General features: G+C 70.3%; 17 protein-coding genes. 9 read left to right on the forward strand and 8 right to left on the reverse strand.

The window, feature by feature from the left end; genetic code table 11:
• Positions 1-73 precede the first annotated feature (73 nt).
• The 4 genes from ACSMXX_RS10200 to ACSMXX_RS10215 all read left to right on the forward strand — a co-directional run bounded on the left by ACSMXX_RS10200 (position 74) and on the right by ACSMXX_RS10215 (position 6,223).
• Positions 74-940 carry a hypothetical protein gene (locus ACSMXX_RS10200; RefSeq protein ID WP_473183718.1) on the forward strand — a complete coding sequence of 289 codons (867 nt, stop codon included), beginning with the start codon at positions 74-76 and terminating at the stop codon, positions 938-940.
• A 31-nt stretch (positions 941-971) separates the two neighbouring features.
• Positions 972-2,957 (forward strand): fumarate reductase/succinate dehydrogenase flavoprotein subunit, encoded by a 1,986-nt coding sequence (locus ACSMXX_RS10205; protein WP_473183719.1) that lies wholly within the window; start codon positions 972-974, stop codon positions 2,955-2,957.
• A complete protein-coding gene (locus ACSMXX_RS10210) occupies positions 2,954-3,856 on the forward strand; it encodes a succinate dehydrogenase/fumarate reductase iron-sulfur subunit (RefSeq protein WP_473183720.1) in 903 nt (300 codons plus the stop codon). The genes ACSMXX_RS10205 and ACSMXX_RS10210 overlap by 4 nt, the downstream gene beginning before the upstream one ends.
• Positions 3,857-4,423: 567 nt before the next feature.
• Positions 4,424-6,223, forward strand: coding sequence for a serine hydrolase domain-containing protein (locus ACSMXX_RS10215; RefSeq protein WP_473183721.1), 1,800 nt, complete (start codon positions 4,424-4,426; stop codon positions 6,221-6,223).
• A 45-nt stretch (positions 6,224-6,268) separates the two neighbouring features.
• Here the strand turns inward: ACSMXX_RS10215 and ACSMXX_RS10220 are convergent, their stop codons facing one another.
• The 5 genes from ACSMXX_RS10220 to ychF form a co-directional block, all read right to left on the reverse strand.
• Complete coding sequence (locus tag ACSMXX_RS10220) at positions 6,269-8,062, reverse strand: SpoIIE family protein phosphatase (protein WP_473183722.1); 1,794 nt, start codon at positions 8,060-8,062, stop codon at positions 6,269-6,271.
• 311 nt (positions 8,063-8,373) lie between these two features.
• A complete protein-coding gene (locus ACSMXX_RS10225; protein ID WP_473183723.1) occupies positions 8,374-10,824 on the reverse strand; it encodes a SpoIIE family protein phosphatase in 2,451 nt (816 codons plus the stop codon).
• Positions 10,825-10,914: 90 nt separating this feature from the next.
• On the reverse strand, positions 10,915-11,139 hold the full coding sequence (locus ACSMXX_RS10230; RefSeq protein WP_473183724.1) for an SPOR domain-containing protein: 225 nt from the start codon (positions 11,137-11,139) through the stop codon (positions 10,915-10,917).
• A 95-nt stretch (positions 11,140-11,234) separates the two neighbouring features.
• Positions 11,235-11,987 carry a GntR family transcriptional regulator gene (locus ACSMXX_RS10235; protein WP_473183725.1) on the reverse strand — a complete coding sequence of 251 codons (753 nt, stop codon included), beginning with the start codon at positions 11,985-11,987 and terminating at the stop codon, positions 11,235-11,237.
• A 431-nt stretch (positions 11,988-12,418) separates the two neighbouring features.
• Positions 12,419-13,507, reverse strand: a complete 1,089-nt coding sequence (ychF, locus tag ACSMXX_RS10240) for a redox-regulated ATPase YchF (protein WP_473183726.1) — start codon at positions 13,505-13,507, stop codon at positions 12,419-12,421.
• Positions 13,508-13,657: 150 nt separating this feature from the next.
• Between ychF and ACSMXX_RS10245 the strand changes: the two genes are divergently transcribed.
• On the forward strand, positions 13,658-14,485 hold the full coding sequence (locus tag ACSMXX_RS10245; protein ID WP_473183727.1) for a DUF6542 domain-containing protein: 828 nt from the start codon (positions 13,658-13,660) through the stop codon (positions 14,483-14,485).
• A 48-nt stretch (positions 14,486-14,533) separates the two neighbouring features.
• Here the strand turns inward: ACSMXX_RS10245 and ACSMXX_RS10250 are convergent, their stop codons facing one another.
• Positions 14,534-15,598: a 4-hydroxy-3-methylbut-2-enyl diphosphate reductase gene (locus tag ACSMXX_RS10250; RefSeq protein WP_473183728.1), complete on the reverse strand. Its 1,065-nt coding sequence runs from the start codon at positions 15,596-15,598 to the stop codon at positions 14,534-14,536.
• Between the two features lie 144 nt (positions 15,599-15,742).
• Between ACSMXX_RS10250 and xseA the strand changes: the two genes are divergently transcribed.
• From xseA to ACSMXX_RS10265, 3 genes are all read left to right on the forward strand, one after another.
• Complete coding sequence (xseA, locus tag ACSMXX_RS10255; RefSeq protein ID WP_473183729.1) at positions 15,743-16,957, forward strand: exodeoxyribonuclease VII large subunit; 1,215 nt, start codon at positions 15,743-15,745, stop codon at positions 16,955-16,957.
• Positions 16,958-16,966: 9 nt separating this feature from the next.
• Positions 16,967-17,290 (forward strand): exodeoxyribonuclease VII small subunit, encoded by a 324-nt coding sequence (locus tag ACSMXX_RS10260; RefSeq protein ID WP_473183730.1) that lies wholly within the window; start codon positions 16,967-16,969, stop codon positions 17,288-17,290.
• Positions 17,291-17,485: 195 nt separating this feature from the next.
• A complete protein-coding gene (locus tag ACSMXX_RS10265; RefSeq protein ID WP_473183731.1) occupies positions 17,486-18,079 on the forward strand; it encodes a malonic semialdehyde reductase in 594 nt (197 codons plus the stop codon).
• 55 nt (positions 18,080-18,134) lie between these two features.
• Here the strand turns inward: ACSMXX_RS10265 and ACSMXX_RS10270 are convergent, their stop codons facing one another.
• Positions 18,135-18,848 carry a DUF4245 domain-containing protein gene (locus tag ACSMXX_RS10270; protein WP_473183732.1) on the reverse strand — a complete coding sequence of 238 codons (714 nt, stop codon included), beginning with the start codon at positions 18,846-18,848 and terminating at the stop codon, positions 18,135-18,137.
• 208 nt (positions 18,849-19,056) lie between these two features.
• Between ACSMXX_RS10270 and glpX the strand changes: the two genes are divergently transcribed.
• Positions 19,057-20,091 carry a class II fructose-bisphosphatase gene (glpX, locus tag ACSMXX_RS10275; protein ID WP_473183733.1) on the forward strand — a complete coding sequence of 345 codons (1,035 nt, stop codon included), beginning with the start codon at positions 19,057-19,059 and terminating at the stop codon, positions 20,089-20,091.
• 283 nt (positions 20,092-20,374) lie between these two features.
• On the opposite strand, the gene ACSMXX_RS10280 is transcribed toward glpX, so the two are convergent.
• On the reverse strand, positions 20,375-20,860 hold the full coding sequence (locus tag ACSMXX_RS10280) for a GNAT family N-acetyltransferase (protein ID WP_473183734.1): 486 nt from the start codon (positions 20,858-20,860) through the stop codon (positions 20,375-20,377).
• Positions 20,861-20,960: the final 100 nt, after the last annotated feature.

Raw genomic sequence — 20,960 nt, forward strand, 5'->3', positions numbered from 1 at the left:
GCCCCCGAGCTGAGCCGGACCGGCCGCTCAAGAGGCAGCCCCAACTGACAAGTCGCCCCTACCGGAGAAACCGTTGGCCACTGGCACCCGACCCCAACCGAATACGAGCAGCACGGAGAGCACGAGCAGGCCGCCGGACGCCGGCGGCACGGGCGGCGTGCGTACCGGTACGCGCGCTGCCATCGCGGAGCCTCATCTGCGCACCGACCGCTGGTGGCTCGCACCGGCGTCCACGGCGTTCGGCCTGTTCCTCTTCGTCGTCTACTCGACGTGGCGGGCCTTCGCGGACGCGGACTACTACCACGCGCCGTATGTCTCGCCCTTCTACTCCCCCTGTCTCGCCGAGAGCTGCGAGAAGATGCAGGGCGGCCCCAACTGGGCGCTGTTCGGGGACTGGTGGCCGCTCTCGCCCGCGCTGATCATCCTGATCTTCCCGCTGGGCTTCCGGCTCACCTGCTACTACTACCGCAAGGCCTACTACCGCGGTTTCTGGGCGTCTCCCCCGGCCTGCGGCGTCGCCGAGCCCCACAAGAGCTACAGCGGTGAGACGCGCTTCCCTCTCATCCTGCAGAACATCCACCGCTACTTCTTCTACGCGGCGGTCGGGGTCGCGGTCATCCTCACCTGGGACACGATCCTCGGCTTCCGCAACGCGGACTACGAGTGGGGCCACATGGGCCTCGGCACCGTGGTCTTCCTCATCAACATCGTGCTGATCTGGGCGTACACAATCTCGTGCCACTCCTGCCGGCACATCGTCGGCGGGCGGCTCAAGCACTTCTCGAAGCATCCGGTGCGGTATCGCATGTGGGGCTGGGTCGGAAAGCTCAACAGCCGTCACATGGAGCTCGCGTGGGCGTCGCTTCTGAGCGTGGGTCTCGCCGACCTCTACGTGTACCTGCTGGCGACCGGTGCCTTCACCGATCCGCAGCTCTTCTGACCACGCTTCTTCGAGAGGGATGCACGACAAAATGACGCAAGTCGAACGCCAGCAGTGGGATGTCGTCATCGTCGGTGCCGGCGGTGCGGGTCTGCGGGCTGCGATCGAGGCACGCGAACAGGGGCTCCGTACGGCAGTGATCTGCAAGTCCCTGTTCGGCAAGGCGCACACCGTGATGGCCGAGGGCGGCATCGCCGCCAGCATGGGCAACGCCAACCCGGGTGACAACTGGGAGGTGCACTTCCGCGACACCATGCGCGGCGGCAAGTTCCTCAACCAGTGGCGGATGGCGGAGCTGCACGCCAAGGAGGCGCCCGACAGGGTGTGGGAGCTGGAGACGTGGGGCGCGCTCTTCGACCGCACGGCCGACGGCCGCATCTCGCAGCGCAACTTCGGCGGTCACGAGTACCCACGCCTCGCGCACGTCGGTGACCGCACGGGCCTGGAACTGATCCGTACGCTCCAGCAGAAGACCGTCGCGCTGCAGCAGGAGGACTACAAGGAGACCGGGGACTACGAGTCCCGTCTGAAGGTCTTCCAGGAGTGCACCGTCACACGCATCCTCAAGTCGCCCGTCGAGGGCGGCGCACCGGGCGAAGAGGCTGTCTCCGGCGTCTTCTGCTACGAGCGCGAGTCGGGCCGCTTCTTCGTCATCGAGGCGCCGTCCGTGGTCCTGGCCACCGGAGGCATCGGCAAGTCCTTCAAGGTGACGTCGAACTCCTGGGAGTACACGGGCGACGGGCACGCGCTGGCGCTGCTGGCGGGGGCCTCGCTGATCAACATGGAGTTCGTCCAGTTCCACCCCACGGGGATGGTCTGGCCGCCGTCGGTGAAGGGCATCCTCGTCACCGAGTCGGTGCGAGGGGACGGCGGCGTCCTGCGCAACTCCGAGGGCAAGCGGTTCATGTTCGACTACATCCCGGACGTCTTCAAGGAGAAGTACGCCGAGTCCGAACGCGAGGCCGACGGCTGGTACGAGGACCCGGAGAACAACCGGCGTCCCCCCGAACTGCTCCCGCGCGACGAGGTCGCCCGCGCCATCAACTCCGAGGTCAAGGCGGGCCGCGGCTCACCGCACGGCGGTGTCTTCCTCGACGTGTCGACACGCATGCCGGCCGAGGTGATCCGGCGCCGGCTGCCGTCCATGCACCACCAGTTCAAGGAGCTGGCGGACGTGGACATCACCAGCGAGGCCATGGAGGTCGGCCCGACCTGCCACTACGTGATGGGCGGCGTCGACGTCGACCCGGACACGGCCGCGGCGATCGGCGTGACGGGCCTGTACGCGGCGGGCGAGGTCGCCGGCGGCATGCACGGCTCGAACCGGCTCGGCGGCAACTCCCTCTCGGACCTGCTCGTCTTCGGGCGCCGGGCGGGGCTGCACGCCGCGCGGTACGCCGCCTCGCTCAAGGGCGACGGGAGGCCCGTCGTCGACGAGGAGCAGATCGAGAGCGCGTCGGCCGAGGCCCTGCGCCCCTTCAGCGCCGCGGAGGTGCCGGAAGGGGAGCCCGCGGAGAACCCGTACACGCTCCACCAGCACCTCCAGCAGTCCATGAACGACCTCGTCGGCATCATCCGCCGTGACGACGAGATGACTCAGGCCCTGGAGCGTCTGGCGGAGCTGCGCGTACGGGCGACGTACGCCGGCGTCGAGGGGCACCGGCAGTTCAACCCGGGCTGGCACCTGGCGATCGACCTGCGCAACATGCTGCTGGTCAGCGAGTGCGTGGCGCGTGCCGCACTGACCCGCACCGAATCACGCGGCGGTCACACGCGCGACGACCATCCGGACATGGACCGCCAGTGGCGGCGTTCCAACCTCGTCTGCACTCTCGCCGACGAGCCCGTGTCGGTCGACGCCTCCACCCAGCCGGGCGAGGCCGCGAAGCGCGCCGACCGCGGCCGCATCGATCTGCAACGCCGCGACATGCCGCCGATCCGGCCGGATCTGCTGGGGCTCTTCGAGAAGGAGGAGCTGATCAAGTACCTGACGGACGAGGAGCTGACAGCCGAATGAGCGCCGAGACGCACGCGGGCGAGGGCACGGGGACGCACACGCGCCCCGGCGCCCACGACGCAGGGGGCACCGCCGAGGGCACCGGTACGCCGGGCGCCGTCAGCGGCGGCGCCCCGGACTCGACCGGGACCAGCTACATCGCGGACTTCCGGGTCTGGCGCGGCGACCTCGACGGCGGCGGCCTGGAGGACTTCAAGGTCGAGGTCTTCGAGGGCGAGGTCGTCCTCGACATCGTCCACCGGCTGCAGGCCACGCAGGCGCCCGATCTCGCCGTCCGCTGGAACTGCAAGGCCGGCAAGTGCGGCTCGTGCAGCGCGGAGATCAACGGCCGGCCGCGGCTGCTGTGCATGACGCGGATGTCCGTCTTCGAGCGGTCCGAGACCATCACGATCACGCCGCTGCGGGCCTTCCCCGTCGTACGGGACCTGGTCACGGACGTGTCGTTCAACTACACCAAGGCCCGGGAGATCCCGGCCTTCGTTCCTCCGGCGGACCTGGGCCCGGGCGAGTACCGGATGCAGCAGGAGGACGTCGGGCGCTCGCAGGAGTTCCGCAAGTGCATCGAGTGCTTCCTGTGCCAGGACGTGTGCCACGTGGTGCGCGACCACGAGGAGAACAAGCAGGCCTTCGCCGGCCCCCGCTTCCTGATGCGGCAGGCCGAGCTGGACATGCATCCGCTGGACGCCGCGGAGGAGTCCGGGCTGGACCGTAAGTCCAGCGCGCAGGAGGACCACGGGCTGGGCTACTGCAACATCACCAAGTGCTGCACGGAGGTCTGCCCCGAAGGCATCAAGATCACCGACAATGCGCTGATCCCGCTCAAGGAGCGCGCCGCCGACCGCAAGTACGACCCGATCGTCTGGCTCGGCAACAAGATCCGCCGCAGGAACGGCGCCTGAGCGGCACCGTCTGAGGCTGAAGCGTTCCGCGACTCAGGCGACTCAGGCGACTCAGCGGCGCCTGCCTGGGGCCTGCGCCCTGCCTGAGCCTGCCTGACCCTTCAGGGGCCCTGCCGCGCGACTGAGCGGCAGGGCCCGCTGAGAGGTGCATCACCGGGGCGTGCCACCGCGCGCCCCCGACGCGCCCCTTCGGCCCGTTTCCGCGCCCTTCGCCGCTTGGGCGCCTTTCCCCCTCGTTTCCGCGTACTTCCGGGCTTTTACGGGCCTTCCCGCCCATTCCGCCTGGCCCGTCCGGCGCTACCCCGTGTCACATCACCGCCACTGGTCGGACCAACGGCATCCCCGTACCACCGCTCACTGCGGTCGCGCGCTGGATACGCTCTGAGTGTCCGGACGCACCATGCCCGCCCGCCGGCGGCCCGTCCCGGGGATGCGCCGGCACCGTCACCCGGGACCGCCACCAGCCACAGCCACCAGTCACAGCGGCAGCCGAAGCCACAGCCGAAGCCGAAGCCGAAGTCACCCGTCACCGACACCACATCCGTACGAGCACAGGGGATACACCGAATGAGACGCCGGCAGTTCCTCGGCACCGTGGGCAGCGTCGCACTCGCCTCCGGAGTGGGCCCGAGCTCAGCGCCTGCCTTCGCCGCGACACCGTACGGGCCCGGCCCGGACGGGCCGCCGACGGTCACACCGGACGATCTCCGCTTCCGCCCCCGCAAGCTGCGCCCGGGAAGCCCGCAGCGCGCGGGCCTGCTGCCCGCCGAGGTCGAGCGGACGGTGCCGGCCGCCGAGGAGTACATGCGGCCGGGCCCGGACCGCCCCCACCCGTCGCACCCGGGATTCGTGCTGCTGGCCGCCAGGGACGGCGTGGTCGTGGAGCACGCGGCGCGCGGCCATGCCCTGCGCTACGCCCGCTGGGACGCGGCAGCCGGTAGCCCCGTCGAGCTGCCTCGCGATCAGTGGGTGGCGATGCGCAAGGACACCATCTTCGACATGGCGTCGGTCTCGAAGCTGTTCACCTCGGTCGTCCTGGTCGCCCTGGCCGAGAAGGGGACGCTCGACCTGGACGCCCCCGTCGCGCGCTACCTGCCGCCGTTCGACGCGAGCGATCCGGCCAAGTCCCCCATCGTCGTACGGCAGTTGGTCAACCACACCTCGGGCATGAAGGCCGACATGGACCTCCAGCCCTACCCGGACAACGCGGCCCGGATGGCCGCCATCTACGCGGAAGCGCTGGACAACCCGCCGGGCGAGCACTACACGTACTCCGACCTCGGTCTCATCACCGCCGGCGCCCTCCTCGAGAGGATCACCGGCAAGGGCCTCGACAAGCTTGTCGCCGAGCTGATCACCGAGCCTCTGGGCATGACCGACACCGGCTACAACCCGCCCGAGTCCAAGCTGGAGCGGATCGCCGCGACCGAGTACATGCCGTGGACGGGCCGGGGCATGGTGCGCGGCTCCGTGCACGACGAGAAGGCGTACTACCTGGGCGGGGTCGCGGGCCACGCGGGCCTCTTCTCCACGGCCGCCGACATCGCCGTCTTCGGTCAGATGGTGCTGAACGGCGGCACGTACGGGGGCCACCGAGTGCTCGGCGAGGAGTGGGTCCGCGCCATGATCACCAACGAGAACCCGGGCATGGGCACCGAAGCGGCACGCGGCCTGGGCTGGCAGCTCGACCAGCGCTTCTACATGGACGCCCTGTCCACGCCCGTCACCACGGGGCACACCGGATACACCGGGCCCTGCCTGGTGGCCGACCCGGTCGCCGGGACGCTCTTCGTGCTGCTCACCAACCGGGTGCACCCCACCCGCGACTGGGGCACCGTGAGCGTCTACCGCCGCGCCCCCGCACGCCACTTGGCGCGCGCCGTGCCGGTGCGTCCAGCCGTCGCGCGCGCCGCCTGGTATTCGGGGCAGCGCGACGAGACCACCGCCACCCTGCGGGTCCCGCTGAAGGAGCCCGTGCGGGACGACGCCGCGCTGCGTTTCCGGCTCTGGTACGACACCCAGTCCACGGACGTGTGCACCGTGGAGGCCACGACCGACGCACGGCCCGGCGACGACGCCACATGGAGCCCGGTCGCACTGAAGCTCCGCGCCGGCCGCCACCGCTGGGACAGCGAGGGCGACTTCGCGGGGTTCTCCGCGCGCCGCTGGCTGCACGCCGAGGGCGAGCTGCCGGACGGCGTGACCGCCGTGCGCTGGCGGTACGTCACGGACGAGGAGCAGCAGGGCCGGGGAATCTACCTCGACGACATCCGCGTCCTCGACGGCACGCGCCCCGTCTTCATGAGCCTCCGGCCGCGCGACAACGCCCGTATCGAGGCCGACGGCTGGAAGCTCTCCGAGGACTGAGACCGAGCCACGCTACGCCCACCCCCGCCCGCCGTCCGTCCTGTTTCAGAAGAGGCTGAGCAGCGCTTCTGTCGGGTCGGCGGGCTTGGAGTTCTTGCCGGGGCGGCCCAGTTCGAACCAGACGGTCTTGCCGCGGTACGTACGCCTGCTGCCCCAGCCCGCGCTGAGCAGACCGACCAGCTGCAGACCTCGGCCGCCCTCGTCCGTGACATGGGCGCGGCGCCGGCGTGGCTGCACCAGGCCGGAGTCCCACACCTCGCACACGAGCGTGCGGTCCAGCAGCAGCCGTAGGCGGATCTCGCCCTCGCCGTGCCGCAGCGCGTTCGTCACCAGCTCGCTGACCAGCAGCTCGGCGGTGTCCGCGAGGGCGTCCAGCTCCCATGCGGAGAGCTGGTCGCGGGTCAGCTCGCGGGCACGGGCGACGGAGCGCGGCTCGGAGGAGAGCGTCCAGTCGCCGACGGCACCGTCCGGGAGGCCCTGCACACGGGCGACGAGCAAGGCTATGTCGTCCTCTCCGTGGTGGACGTTGAGGGTCGTCAGCACCTGGTCGGCGACGTTCTCGAGGGACTCGGTGGCGTCGGTCAGGGCGTCCCGCAGCGAGCTGAGGCCCTCGTCGATGGGGTGTTCGCGCGACTCAACGAGACCGTCCGTGTACAGCGCGATCATCGCGCCGTCGGGCAGTTCGATCTCGATCTCTTCGAAGGGTTCGCCGCCCACGCCGAGCGGCACGCCCTTGGGGACCTCCAGCAGCAGGGCCGGTTCGTCCGGTTCCACCAGGACGGGCGGCAGATGGCCGGCGTTGGCGATGGTGCAGCGGCGGGAGACGGGGTCGTAGACGGCGAAGATGCACGTCGCGAGATAGACCTCCGCCAGGTCGTCGCTGCCGCGCTGGGAGCCCGGTGCGTCTCCGAGCCCGCGGGCGATCTCGTCCAGCGCGCCCAGCACCTCGGCGGGCTCCATGTCGGTGGTGAGCGCCAACGTCCGTACGGCGGTGCGCAGTTCGCCCATGGCGACCGCTGCGCGCAGCCCCCGGCCCATCACGTCGCCGACGACGACGGCGGTGCGGTGCCCGGGCAGTTCTATGACGTCGAACCAGTCGCCGCCGACCTCGGTCGCAGGATTGCCGGGCAGATAACGGCAGGCGATGTCGAGGCCGGCGGCTTCGGGGTCACCGGGCGGCAGCAGGCTGCGCTGAAGTATCAACGCCCGTTCGTGCTCCCGGCGGTAGAGACGTGCGTTGTCTATGCACACGGCCGCACGCGAGGCCAGTTCGGCGGCGAGCGCCGCGTCCCGCTCCCCGAAGGGCTCGCTGCCCTTCACCCGGGAGAACTGCACGAGCCCCAGCACCCTGTCGCGGGCGACCATCGGCACCGCCAGCGTCGACTGCACGACGGCACCGAACTGGACCGGAACCGTGCCGTCCTGCCCCGGTATGTGCTGTACGCGCCCGCTGCGCAGCGCCTTCGCGCACGGGGTGCTGAACGGATAGCAGTGGGTCGCTCCGACGGTCACCGGGCTCGAACCGGTCGTGCCCGTCTGGCCGTCGCGGGTCAGCGACGGGGGCGCCTCCGAGACCGAACTCGCGAAGCCGACGCGGCGCAGCTCGCCGCTGCCGTCGCCGGGGCCGACGGGGCGCGGTTCGTCGCCCGCGAGAACGTCCATGTACAGGTCCACGGACGCGAGATCGCAGAACTGCGGGACGCCGACGTCCAGCAGCTCGCGGGCGGTCGTCTCCAAGTCGAGCGAGTTGCCGATACGGGCACCCGCCGCGTTGAGAAGAGCGAGGGCGCGGCGAACATCGTCGGGCTTGCCTGCCGCCTCCACAGGGATATCGCTCAACGCCGCCCCTTCCCGTGACCAGTGTGGCACCGGTTCTGAGCAGTGTGGCAGGCGTAAGCCACCCGGAACACGCTCTTCCCGATCGCCGCACGAAATTCGTGGTTCCCGTCGCTTGTGACAACTGACGTGCGGCCTCACACCTCCGTGCGCTCCCCCCTGACCTCATCCGGCAGGGACATCTGTCTCCTAACCCGGCTGCACCTGTTCGAACCATCTTCTTCGAGGGCGCACGGCGGGAGCAGGGATGCGGGCGAGTGCAGGACGGACGGCGGCCGGACGCAGCGGCGCGCCGCCGTGCCCGCCAACCGCGTTCAGGGAAGGGCGAGTTCGAACCAGACGGTCTTGCCCATCGGTCCGTGCCGCGTGCCCCAGCGGCGCGCCTCCCTGGCCACGAGCCGGATGCCGCGGCCGCCTTCGTCGTCGGGCATGGCGCTGCGTTCACGCGGCGGATCGGGAAGCGGATCGGAGACCTCGACCAGCAGCGAACTGCCGCGCACCATACGGACGCCGATCGGTCCGTGTGCGTACCGCATCGAGTTGGTGGCCAGCTCGCTGACCAGCAGCACGGTGGTGTCCTCCAGGGCGTCGAGTCCCCACTCGTGCAGGGTCCGGCGCACCACCTCGCGTGCCCTGCGTACGGCGTAGCTCTCCGCGGGGAAGGTCCAGGAGGCGGCGCTGCCATGGGGCAGTCCGCCGAGCTTCGCCATCAGCAGGGCGACGTCGTCGTTGGGCTGGGAGGCCGTCCTGCCCTCCAGGTCGTCGATGACGCTGTCGCAGGCGGCCTCGAGCGTGGCCGGGGTGTCCGGGTCCCGCCGCGCGGGGCCGCCGGAGAGCATCGCGCACAGCCGGTCGATGCCCTGGGTGATGTCCTCGCCGCGCGCTTCGATGAGGCCGTCGGTGTAGAGGATGAGCACCGAGCCCTCGACGACCTCCAGGTCGAAGGACTCGAAGGGGACGCCGCCCACTCCGAGCGGTGCGCCCGAAGGCAGTTCGAGGGTGTCGGCCACCCAGCTCCCGTCGGCCGTCTCGGTGAGCAGCAACGGAGGCGGATGGCCGGCCTTGGCGAGGCTGCACCGGCGTGTGGACGGGTCGTAGACGGCGTAGACGCAGGTGGCGATGAGGGGGTCGTCGGAAGTCTGGACGAAGTCGTCCGCCAAGTCGTTGATACGCCGCAGCAGTTCGTCGGGTGGCAGGTCGAGCCCGGCCAGCGTGCGTACGGCCGTGCGCAGCCGTCCCATCGTCACTGCCGCGTGGAGTCCGTGCCCCATGACGTCGCCGACGACGAAGGCGACCCGGCCGCCGGCGAGGGGGATCACGTCGAACCAGTCTCCGCCGACCTCGGTGCCGCTGCTGCCCGGCACATAGCGGTAGGCCACCTGGACTCCGGGCGGTTCCGGCACCTTCTGCGGCAGGAGGCTGCGCTGGAGCATCAGCGCACCGGCGCGTTCGCGTGCGTACAGGCGGGCGTTGTCGAGCGAGACGCCCGCGCGGTCCGCCAGTTCCATGGCGAGTGCTATGTCGTCCCTGCCGAACTGCTCACGGCCCTCGGCGCGGCTGACGACCAGCAGGCCGAGCACGACGCCGCGGGCGCGCAGCGGCACGGCCATCAGCGAGTGGACCTTCAGATCGAGGGCCGCCTGCATCTTCGGGTCGCCGGGGTAGGTGGCGGCGAGGAGTTCGCGCGGTGAGGACGCGATGTGGGGTACGCCGCTGGCCAGCGTGCGGCCGAAGAAGGAATCGGCGAGAAAGGGGACGTCCTGGCCGACGCGGAGCATCCGGTTCACCGTCGGGCCCTCATGGCGCGCGGCGACGCCGAGCTGGAACAGCGGAGTGCCGGTGAGGAGTTCGATGTCGGGCAGGTCGCCGCCGTGTGCCGCGGCACCGATGAGCATCACGCCGGCGTAGTCGGCGAGGCGGGGGACGAGGGCCGAGGCGAGGGCCTGGGAGATGGCGGTGACGTCGAACCGGTCCGCGAGTCCGACGCCGACGTCGTCGAGCAGGGCCAGCCGCTCTCGGGCGGCCTCGATCTTCTCCAGTGCCTCGCGCCGCTCGGTGATGTCCATGAACACGGTGCTGACGCCGAGCACCTCGCCCTTGTCGGTGGTGAGCCTGCTGTACGAGACGGAGCGCGAGCCCGGCCCCTCCGGTGCGGGCATCACGACGTCGACGAGGGGCTCTCCGGTCTCCAGCACGGTCGACTGCACGGCCGAGACTTCGTCGGCCATCCAGGAGGGCAGTACGTCGTGGACGGTCCTGCCGGCGTGCTCCTCGGCGTCGACCTGGTTGAGTCTGGCGAGGGACTCGTTGACTCGTACGAAGCGCTTGTCCTTGTCGAAGAGGGCGATCCCGAGCGGCGAGGACGCGAAAAGCGCGTCGAGCGCGGCCAGGTCGTGCTCGACGGCGCGGATCCGGCTGGTCTCGACGATGTTGGCGATGACGACGGTGCGGTTCTGGGTGTCGTGCAGGAGCGTGACGCGGCCCTCGACGGCGACGCGGTGGCCTTCGCTGTGCAGGATGCGCATCGAACCGCGCCAGCGGCCCTCGTTGCGCAGCGCCTCGTCGCGAAGCCGCTCGCCCTCGTCGTACCCGTCCTCGAGAAAGTCCTGGATGCGGCTGCCCACGACCTGGTCGGCCCGCCACCCGAGGATCTCCTCCGTCATCGGGTTCCAGAGCAGGATCTTTCCCTTGCCGTCGAGCATGACCGTGCCGACTCGGAGGGTGTCGAGGATCGAGGCCACTCCCTCGGAGGGTCCTGTGCTCACACCGCCCACGTCCCTGATCGGGTAGCTGACCCGCCCGGTCTTTCCGGGCAGGCGGGAACGAAGAGTCCCTGCTTCCGATTTTGGGCCCAGTCAGGCGTACTCGCCGCTCGCGCATCCCAGAGGCTCGACCAGATAGCTGCCGTCGCTCTCGCTGCCGCCCTTCGCGCGGCCTCCGCTCCCGCGCAGCCGGTCGGCTACCTGCTGTGCTTCCGTACGGGTGGCGTAGCTGCCCACGCGATAGCGATTGCCGTCGCCGTCCTCCCGTATGACGTGCCAGGGCAGCACAGTGTCGCCGTCACCGCTTACGCTTCGCATATGCCGGAGCTTACGCCGGGCCTTCACTCAGCGCATTCGACTTGGTACAACGAGGCATCGATTTCGGCCACACGTTCGCATGCGGAAGCGGCAGGTCACCTCACGGGCATGTGATACGAGACGCGGAAACGATCGGCCGGGACGACCACTTCCGCCATCTCCACGGGGCTCCCGCCGGCGAAGAACGTACGGGTCACGACCAGCACGGAATGCCCGGGGACGCCCCCCAGATCGACCATCTCCTCGGCCAGCCCGGGGCGGGCGCCGACCTCCTCCGCGACGTTGTCCACCACCACGTCGATGGCGGCCATCCGCTCCACCACGCCCTTGCCGCCCAGCGGTCCGTCCTCGGGCAGCACCACAGGCGTACGACCGGTGAGCGACAAGGGCTCCCAGGAGGTGGAGAGCATCACGGGCTCGCCGTCCACGCGGAAGAGATACCTGGTCCGCATCACGCGCTCACCGGGCTCGATGCGCAGCCGCTCGGCCGTGAGCGGGCTCGCGTCCTCCTGCTCGCTGCGCGACTCCCAGGTGCCCTTCACATCCTCGTCGGACTGCTCCTGCCGGAACGGCGTGGAGTCACCGAGGGCCCGGAATCCGCTGCGGACGACGCGGCGCGGGACGGGATGCTCGCGTACGTACGTGCCGGAGCCGGAGCGGCCCTCGACCAGGCCCTCGGCCATCAGCACTTTGCGGGCCTCCAGGGCGACGGTGTCCGAGACGCCGTACTCCGCGCGGATGCGGGCCTGGGAGGGCAGCCGCGTATGCGGCGGAAGAGCACCGCCGATGATCTTCTGACGGAGATCACCGGCGACGCGGAGGTAGGCGGGCTGTTCACCGAATGGCACGAGTGCCCTCCCCGTTCTCGAAAGGCCAGTCCCGCCAGCGTCCTCTCGGGCGCTGCCTTCTCAGAAATGGGGCGCGACAGGCAGTGAAGTTGACAATGGGCAACAGCTTCGCAACTCACCGTTGTGCGTTGCAACTAACGCCCAGAGTTTCACCCGATGTGATGAGTAGCTGCTCAGAGCCTCCACACGCGGCGTGAATCGTTCACATTCCGGGGCTCGCACCGGGCGCCCGGAGGGTCCGGTTCGGTGCCGCGAACAGCGGGAACCGAACTCCTCAGGCTTTCCTCAACACCCGCCAGCAGAGCGCGTTTTCAGGGCCCGGGGGCCGAACTCAGGAATCCATTACGGATTGAGTAATGGCTGAAGTGGTTTCTGGTCGTAAACAGGGCCGAAAGACTCCGGCGTGGCCGGGCAGCGGTTCCAGGCGTCGGCTAGACGTTGAAGCGGAACTCCACCACGTCGCCGTCGCGCATCACGTAGTCCTTGCCCTCCATGCGGGCCTTGCCCTTCGAACGGGCCTCGGCGACCGAGCCCGCCGCGACCAGCTCGTCGAAGGAGATGACTTCCGCCTTGATGAATCCGCGCTGGAAGTCCGTGTGGATCACGCCGGCGGCCTCCGGGGCCGTGGCGCCCTTCTTGATCGTCCAGGCGCGGGACTCCTTCGGACCCGCCGTCAGGTAGGTCTGCAGTCCGAGCGTGCGGAATCCGACGTGGGCGAGGGTCGCCAGGCCGGGCTCCTCCTGGCCGACGGTCTGGAGGAGTTCGAGGGCCTCGTCCTCGTCGAGTTCGGCGAGGTCGGCCTCCAGCTTGGCGTTGAGGAAGACGGCCTCGGCGGGTTCGATGAGCGCGCGCTGGGCGTCCTTGAAGTCCTCGTCGGTCAGCTCGTCCTCGTCGACGTTGAAGACGTAGATGAACGGCTTCGTCGTCAGCAGATGCAGCTCGTGCAGTGGCGCCGCGGCCTCGCTGCCCTGCGCGAGGCCGGCGGAGAAGAGCGTGCGGCCCTGTTCGAGGATGTCCTTGGCCTCCTGGACGGCCTTGACCTCGCCCTGCTTGTCCTTCTTGACCCGGGCTTCCTTCTCCAGCCGGGGCAGCACCTTCTCGATGGTCTGCAGGTCGGCGAGGATCAGCTCGGTGTTGATCGTCTCGATGTCGTCCTTCGGCGAGATCCTGCCGTCGACGTGTACGACGTTGTCGTCGTGGAAGGCCCGGATGACCTGGCAGATCGCGTCCGACTCACGGATGTTCGCCAGGAACTTGTTGCCCAGCCCTTCGCCCTCGCTCGCGCCGCGCACGATCCCCGCGATGTCGACGAAGTCGACGGTGGCGGGGAGCACCTTCTCCGAGGCGAACAGCCCGGCCAGGGTGCCGAGGCGCGGGTCCGGCACACCGACCACGCCGACGTTCGGCTCGATCGTGGCGAACGGGTAGTTGGCCGCCAGCACCTCGTTCTTGGTCAGGGCGTTGAACAAGGTCGACTTGCCGACGTTCGGCAGGCCGACGATTCCGATCGTGAGCGACACTTGACGACTTCCCGTAGCGAGATCTGAGGTGTGCTGAGCATGTGGGCCGTGCGGAGCGCGTCCGGCCGGTCCACCAGTCTACGGCTCGAACTGACGGCCAATGCGTGTCCGTCCCCGGTGAACAGCGGTGACGCGGCCTACTTTGGAGCCGTGGAACAGCAGCACAGCGCTCATACGGGTGGGAAAGACCCCGGTCAGGGGCCGGGGCAGGAGCAGGGGCAGTCACAGAACCAGGGGCGCCGGCAGCGCCGCCCGCGCGGGAACAAACCACGGGGCGCCGCCGCTGCCGCCGCACCGGTGGCCGCTCCGGGGGTCACGTCCGCCGCCCCCGGTCACACGCCCGATTACGGCACCGGCCCCGGTTCGGACCGCGGCTCCGGCTCCGCCGGCGACTCTGCCGGAGGCCCCGTCTCCGCTCCGCGTGAACCGCGCAGACGGGGCGGCGCAGGCGCCGTACGGGAGGAGGCCGCGGCGCTCTACCAGGCACAGCTGCGCTTCCCGCTCATCCCCGCGCCGCTGACCGACGCGTTCTCGTGGCTGCCGCGGGCCCGCCTCACCGCACTGGGCAGCGGGCTCCTGGGCGTGGTGCTGATGCTGCTGACCGGAGCGGCCGGCAGATGGCTGCTCGACGGCTCGGCCACCGTGTACGGGTGTGTGTTCATCGCCGTCTGCGTGATCTGCGCGGCGTGGGTACGTCCCACCGACCTGATCGCGGGCCCTGTCTCCGTGCCGCTCGCGTTCACCGCGGGGCTCTTCCTGATCAGCGGTGGCTCGGGCAGCCAGGGCCTCATGGAACGTCTGACGAACCTCTTCCCCGTGCTGGCCGTCAACGCGGTCTGGCTGTACGCGGGCACACTCGTCGCCGTGCTCGTCGTGACCGTACGGAAGATCGCGCTGATGGTTCAGCAGTCGCGCGTCCGGGCGCTCATGGAGGCGGAGGACGCCGAGGACGAGGCCGCGGAGACCGAAGGCCGCTGAGGGAGCGGGCCGTTCAGGGCCGGGCGGCCACCCCGCCCCGCCGTCTCGTCAGCCCGTCTTGCGGGCCGCCGCCTCCGCGCGCAGATCGCGCCGCAGCTCCTTCGGCAGGGAGAACTGCATGCGCTCCTCCACCGGCTGGACGATCTCCACGTCCTCCCAGCCTCGCTCCGCGAGCCACTCCAGCACGCCGTCGACCAGGACGTCCGGAACGGATGCGCCGGAGGAGAGACCGATGGTGGTCACGCCCTCCAGCCAGGCCTCGTCGATCTCCTCCGCGCCGTCGACCAGGCGGCCGTCCTTGGCGCCGTGTGCGATGGCCGTCTCCACCAGACGAACGGAGTTGGAGGAGTTGGGGGAGCCGACGACCAGCACGAAGTCGGCGTCCTTGGCGACCTGCTTGATGGCCGTCTGGCGGTTCTGCGTCGCATAGCAGATGTCGTCGCTGGGCGGGGAGAGCAGATTCGGGTAGCGGCCCTGCAGGGCGTCGACGGTCTCCATCGTCTCGTCCACCGAGAGCGTGGTCTGCGAGAGCCACACGACCTTCTCCGGATCGCGGACCTCGACGTTCGCGACGTCGTCCGGGCCGTCGACGAGGGTGACGTGCTCGGGGGCCTCGCCGCTCGTGCCGATGACCTCCTCGTGGCCCTCGTGGCCGATGAGGAGGATGTCGTAGTCCTCCTTGGCGTAGCGCACGGCTTCCTTGTGCACCTTCGTCACGAGCGGGCACGTGGCGTCGATCGTCGCCAACTTGCCGCGCTCCGCCTCCTCGTGGACCTCGGGGGCGACGCCGTGCGCAGAGAAGATCACGATCTCGCCCTCGGGGACCTCACCGGTCTCCTCGACGAAGATCGCGCCCTTCTTCTCCAGGGTCTTCACCACGTACTTGTTGTGCACGATCTCGTGGCGTACGTAGACGGGGGCGCCGTACTGCTCCAGGGCCTGCTCGACGGCGATGACCGCGCGGTCGACGCCCGCGCAGTAGCCCCGCGGGGCGGCGAGGAGCACGCGGCGGCGGTCGCCTGTGCCGGGCTCGGTGCCGGTCTCGGTGCCGGTCTCGGTGGCGGAGGTCTCGGGGGCGTCGGCAGCGGACGGGCGCGAGGGCGTTGCAGACATGCGTCCATCGTAAGGGCGCGACGGGCGGGCACCGCGTGACGGGCGGCGCGCGGAGGCGGTGGCTCCGGGTGGTGTCCGTGGCGCCGGGCCTGCTGGGCTGCGCGCGGACGGCCGGCTGTCGGCGGCGGCCGTTAGGGTCCTCGTATGGCTCTCATCACCTCTCCCGAGGCGCCGGTCCCGGTCGGTGAGGTCTCCCGGCTGATCGGCGGATGGATCGACAGGCTCGGCGCGGTGTGGGTGGAGGGGCAGATCATCCAGCTCTCGCCGAGGCCGGGCGCGGGCGTGGCGTTCCTCACCCTGCGGGATCCCTCGCGCGACGTCTCCATCAGCGTCACCTGTTTCCGTGAGGTCTTCGACCGGGTGAAGGACGTCGTCTCCGAGGGCGCGCGGGTGGTCGTGCACGCCAAGCCTGTCTGGTACGGAAGGGCGGGCACGCTGTCGCTGCGAGCCGCCGAGATCCGGCCGGTCGGGATCGGCGAACTGCTGGCGCGGCTGGAGCAGCTGAAGAAGTCCCTTGCCGCAGAAGGGCTGTTCGCCGCCGAGCGCAAGCGGTCGCTGCCGTTCCTGCCGCACCGCGTCGGCCTCGTCACGGGCCGCGCCTCGGACGCCGAGCGGGACGTGCTGCACACGGCACGCGAGCGGTGGCCCGCCGTCCGTTTCGAGGTACGGCACACGGCAGTTCAGGGCGTACGTGCCGTGCCCCAGCTGATCGAGGCGGTGCGGGAGCTGGACGGGCGCCCCGACGTCGACGTGATCATCGTCACCCGCGGCGGCGGCAGCATGGAGGACCTGCTGCCCTTCTCCGACGAGCAACTCGTGCGCACGGTCGCCGGCTGCCGTACGCCGCTGGTCTCCGCGATCGGCCATGAGGCGGACTCCCCGCTGCTCGACCTCGTCGCCGATCTGCGCTCCCGCACCCCTACGCACGCCGCGAAGGACGTCGTGCCCGATGTGGGCGAGGAGCACGAGCGCGTACGGGAGTTGAGGGCCCGGGCGTACCGCGTGATCAACTCCTTCCTGGAGAGGGAGGAGAGAGGCCTCGCCGACCTCATGAGCCGCCCGGCGATGGCAGATCCGCACGCGATGACCGAGGAGCGCGCGGAGGAGATCGGCTTCCTGCTGGCGCGCGCCCGGCGCACGCTGGGGCACCGTCTGGAGCGGGCCGAGGACGAGCTCGCGCACACCCGCGCCCGTGTCGTCGCTCTCTCTCCGGCGGCGACGCTCAAGCGCGGCTACGCGGTGCTGCAGCGGGAGGACGGCGGCGTCATCCGGGCACCCGAGGAGACCGCGGAGGGCGAGAAGCTGCGGGCCCGGGTGGCGGAAGGGGAGTTCGGCGTCACCGTCGGACCGGACGCTTAGGGTTGCCGTATGACCTCGGAGACTGAGACGGAATCGGGCGTGGAGACGGACGGTGAGCAGGTGCGCTCCGCGCTCAGCTATGAGCAGGCCCGGGGCGAACTGGTGCGCGTGGTCCAGCAGTTGGAGGCCGGCGGCGCGACGCTTGAGGAGTCGCTGGCGCTGTGGGAGCGCGGCGAGGAGCTGGCCCGTGTCTGCCGCGAATGGCTGGAGGGTGCCCGGGCGCGTCTGGACGCCGTGCTGGAGGCGGAGGCCGAAGCGGGTGAGGACGCGGATCCGGAGGCCGAGGGCGCGGACGGCGACGCGCTGGCGGAGGGTTCCGAGGACGCGCAGTGAACAGGGCTCGGCCGTGCGTGAAAACAGGCGCCTGAAGCAGGCGCTGAAAGGCCGCCCGGTGAAGCCGGCGCGGTGCCAGCGCGGCGGAGCGGAAGATTGCGCGGGGTCCGCTTGTTGATGGAGGACGCAAGAGGTTCCCGCCTACGGTGAACCGTTCCGTTCGAATCACAGCGCGCAAAGGCAAGGCATCGCCACATGACTCTCGCCCTCGACCCGACCGCCCAGGATCTGCTCTTCCGCGAGGCGCACACCGCGTACACCTTCTCCGACGAACCGGTGAGCGACGAGCAGATACGGGCGGTGTACGAACTGGTCAAGTACGCCCCGACGGCGTTCAACCAGTCCCCGCTCCGGATCACCCTGTTCCGCTCACCCGAGGCACGCAGCCGCCTGGTGAAGCACATGTCCGAGGGGAACAAGCCGAAGACGTCCACCGCACCGCTGACCGCGGTGCTCTCCGTCGACCTCGAATTCCACGAGCGGCTGCCCGAACTCCTCCCGCACGCCCCCTCCGTGAAGGACACGTTCTTCTCCGAGGCCGAAGCGCGCGAATCCGCGGGCACCTTCAACGCGACGCTCCAGACGGGCTACTTCATCGTCGGTGTCCGTGCCGCGGGGCTGGCCGCGGGGCCGATGAGCGGCTTCGACCGGCACGGTGTCGACAAGGAGTTCTTCGGCGACGGCAGGCAGAAGTCGCTGCTGGTGGTCAACATCGGCAGGCCGGGCGAGGAGGCGTACAAGCCGCGCCTGCCGCGTCTCACGTACGAGGACGCGGTCACGACGGTCTGAGGGCGCCCGGGGCGCTCGGATGCCGGGGCCGGGCGGCAGGGGCACGGCGGGGCTGTCAGCCTTTGCCGGCGCTGCCCGCCCCGCTTCCGGCGTCCTTCCCGCCGTCCGCGCCCGGGCTGAGCGCGGCGGCCATCTTCTGAAGCTGCTCGAAGGAAGCGGTCCCGGTCACGACGGTGGTGTACGGGCGGCCCCCGGCAGCCTTGCCGCCGCGGCCCGCCTTTCCGTCGCCACGGGAGCCTTCGGAAGCTTCGGAACTGCCGGAGCCCTCGGAGCCGCCGGCCGCGGACCGCCGCACAAGCGCGTCGTACTTCTCGCCCTCGTACCGCGTCCACTCCTCGCCGCGCACACGCACCGTGTCCGCGGTCTTCCGTGCACCCTGCGTGACGTCCTCGATGTACTTCGAGGGGCGGCGGGCGTCACTCTGCTCCACCGCCGCGTACTGGGTGTCCGGTGTCATGAAGCCCAGATGCCAGACACGGCCGTCGGCGCTGCCGCCCTCGTACCGCACCGACGTGGCGCGCCACTTCGCGGAGAGCCCTTCGGGCGCGAGCACCGGGTAGGGCGCCGCACGGCGGGCGGAGTCAAGCTCGACCTTGTAGCCGATGGGTTTGACCGGGTCCACGCTCTCGTCGTGCGGGATGAACAGGTAGATCACGAACGCCGCGAGGAGTACGACGGCCATCGAGGGCACCATGCCCCGCACCGTCCGGTTGTTCTGCCGCTTGACCGGCTGTTCCGCTTCTGCTGCCACGTACCCATCGTCGCTCATGCCGGAGAGCGCCCGGCGCGGGGGTACATCCGGTCCCGCGGGCGAGGTGGGGCCTCCGTTCCGCAGGCCCCGGCCGCGGCACGTAGCAGCCCTCCCCCGACCGCTCATCCGTGGGGCCCTCTGCTCACCCTGACGGATGCTGGGTACCCTCGAAGCACCCTCTGTCGCCCGGCCGCCGTGTCCAAGCCGAGCAGAAAGGTGTGCCCCGATGACCGATCATCAGCACCTCCCCTCCCCGCTCGACGTCAGCCCCGAGGCCCCGGACCGCAACCTCGCCCTCGAACTCGTACGGGTCACCGAGGCCGGGGCGATGGCCACCGGCCGCTGGGTGGGCCGCGGCGACAAGAACGGTGCGGACGGCGCCGCCGTGAAGGCGATGCGCCACCTCGTCTCGACGGTCTCGATGAACGGCGTCGTCGTCATCGGCGAGGGCGAGAAGGACGAGGCGCCGATGCTTTACAACGGGGAGCGGGTCGGTGACGGCACGGGCGCGGAGTGCGACGTCGCCGTGGACCCGGTGGACGGCACCACCCTCACCGCCAAGGGCATGTCGAACGCCGTCTCGGTCCTGGCTGTGGCGGAACGGGGGACGATGTTCGACCCCAGCGCCGTCTTCTACATGGACAAGCTCGTCACGGGTCCGGACGCTGCGGAGTTCGTCGACATCACGGCACCTCCCGCGGTCAACGTCCGCCGCGTCGCGAAGGCGAAGGGCTGCACACCGGACGACGTGACGGTGGTCGTCCTCGACCGTCCCCGGCACGACGGCATGGTCAAGGAGCTGCGGGAGGCGGGCGCCCGCATCAAGTTCATCTCCGACGGCGACGTCGCGGGCGCGATCATGGCCGTACGCGAGGGCACCGGCGTCGATCTGCTGCTGGGCGTCGGCGGAACTCCGGAGGGCATCATCGCGGCCTGCGCGATCAAGTGCCTGGGCGGCACGATCCAGGGCATGCTGTGGCCGAAGGACGACGAGGAGAAGAAGCGCGCACTCGACGCCGGGCACGACCTCGGCCGCGTGCTGCACACCGAGGACCTCGTCAGCGGGGAGAACGTCTTCTTCGTCGCCACCGGGATCACCGACGGCGACCTGCTGCGCGGCGTGCACTACAGGGGCGAGCGGGCCTTCACCGAGTCACTGGTGATGCGCTCGAAGTCCGGCACGATCCGGATGATCGACTCGACGCACAAGCTCTCGAAGCTGCGCGCGTACAGCGCCGTCGACTTCGACCGCGCACGCTAGTGCCGTGACCGGCAATGTCTGCCCCGTCAAGGAGCGTCGTCCGGTGCGTGCTGGAGGCACTCCCCCTGGCGGAGCTGGGGCCTCAGCGGTAGCTGGGGGTGGGGGCACCGCCCAACAGCGGTAATCGCGGGCATGGGGCGGCCGGAAGCCCTTTGGGGTCCCCCTGGGGGCACCTCCCCGCGAAGCGAGGGGGAGAAGCCCAGGGGAGGAGCTACCAGGGCTGTCGGCCAACGCGGGGGACATCCCCGGCCGAAGTCCCCCTGGCCTGGCGGCCCGGTCGGCACTAAGAACGCCGGGACGGGCCTCCCGCATCGGGCTGTCGAAGCTCCCGCTCGAAGCAGCGTGAGGCCTCGACCCCGGCGTACGCGCCAAAGTTGGGGATCGGCACATAACCGGAGCGCCTGTAGAAGCGGACGGCCTCGGGCTGGCGGTCCCCGGTCTCCAGCCGGAGGCTCTTCCAGCCCTGGGCACGGGCCCACTCCTCCAGCGCCTGAAGGATCCGGACGGCGAACTGCGAACCGCGCCAGGGCGGGGTCACGTACATGCGCTTGATCTCGCCCACGCCGCCCCCGAGTTCGCGGAGCCCTCCGCATCCCACGGCGGTGCCGCCGAGCTCGTACGCCACGAAGAACGCCACGACGTCCTCTTCCGAGGGAGCGGTCCCGGGCTCGCTGTCCGGAGTGCCGTACCGCTCGGCGATCTCGACCCGCTGCCTGGCACGCAGGGCGACGGCGTCCGGGTCCGTCCACGCGACCTGCTCGATCCTCATGCGGCGCGATTGTGCCGTGAGCCTGTTTCGGACACGTGAACCGGACATGCGAGGCCGCGCGGTCCGGCACGGACACACGCGGCCGCCCGGCGGGCCGGAC

This window comes from Streptomyces sp. DSM 116795 (assembly GCF_055792905.1).

Bases quoted from the DNA above. Each gene is read 5' to 3' on its own strand.
- ACSMXX_RS10270 (WP_473183732.1), bottom strand. From the start codon at position 18,848: ATGAGCGACGATGGGTACGTGGCAGCAGAAGCGGAACAGCCGGTCAAG.
- ACSMXX_RS10230 (WP_473183724.1), bottom strand. From the start codon at position 11,139: ATGCGAAGCGTAAGCGGTGACGGCGACACTGTGCTGCCCTGGCACGTC.
- xseA (WP_473183729.1), top strand. From the start codon at position 15,743: ATGGCTCTCATCACCTCTCCCGAGGCGCCGGTCCCGGTCGGTGAGGTC.
- ACSMXX_RS10205 (WP_473183719.1), top strand. From the start codon at position 972: ATGACGCAAGTCGAACGCCAGCAGTGGGATGTCGTCATCGTCGGTGCC.
- ACSMXX_RS10215 (WP_473183721.1), top strand. From the start codon at position 4,424: ATGAGACGCCGGCAGTTCCTCGGCACCGTGGGCAGCGTCGCACTCGCC.
- ACSMXX_RS10265 (WP_473183731.1), top strand. From the start codon at position 17,486: ATGACTCTCGCCCTCGACCCGACCGCCCAGGATCTGCTCTTCCGCGAG.
- ACSMXX_RS10260 (WP_473183730.1), top strand. From the start codon at position 16,967: ATGACCTCGGAGACTGAGACGGAATCGGGCGTGGAGACGGACGGTGAG.
- ACSMXX_RS10250 (WP_473183728.1), bottom strand. From the start codon at position 15,598: ATGTCTGCAACGCCCTCGCGCCCGTCCGCTGCCGACGCCCCCGAGACC.
- ACSMXX_RS10210 (WP_473183720.1), top strand. From the start codon at position 2,954: ATGAGCGCCGAGACGCACGCGGGCGAGGGCACGGGGACGCACACGCGC.
- ACSMXX_RS10280 (WP_473183734.1), bottom strand. From the start codon at position 20,860: ATGAGGATCGAGCAGGTCGCGTGGACGGACCCGGACGCCGTCGCCCTG.
- glpX (WP_473183733.1), top strand. From the start codon at position 19,057: ATGACCGATCATCAGCACCTCCCCTCCCCGCTCGACGTCAGCCCCGAG.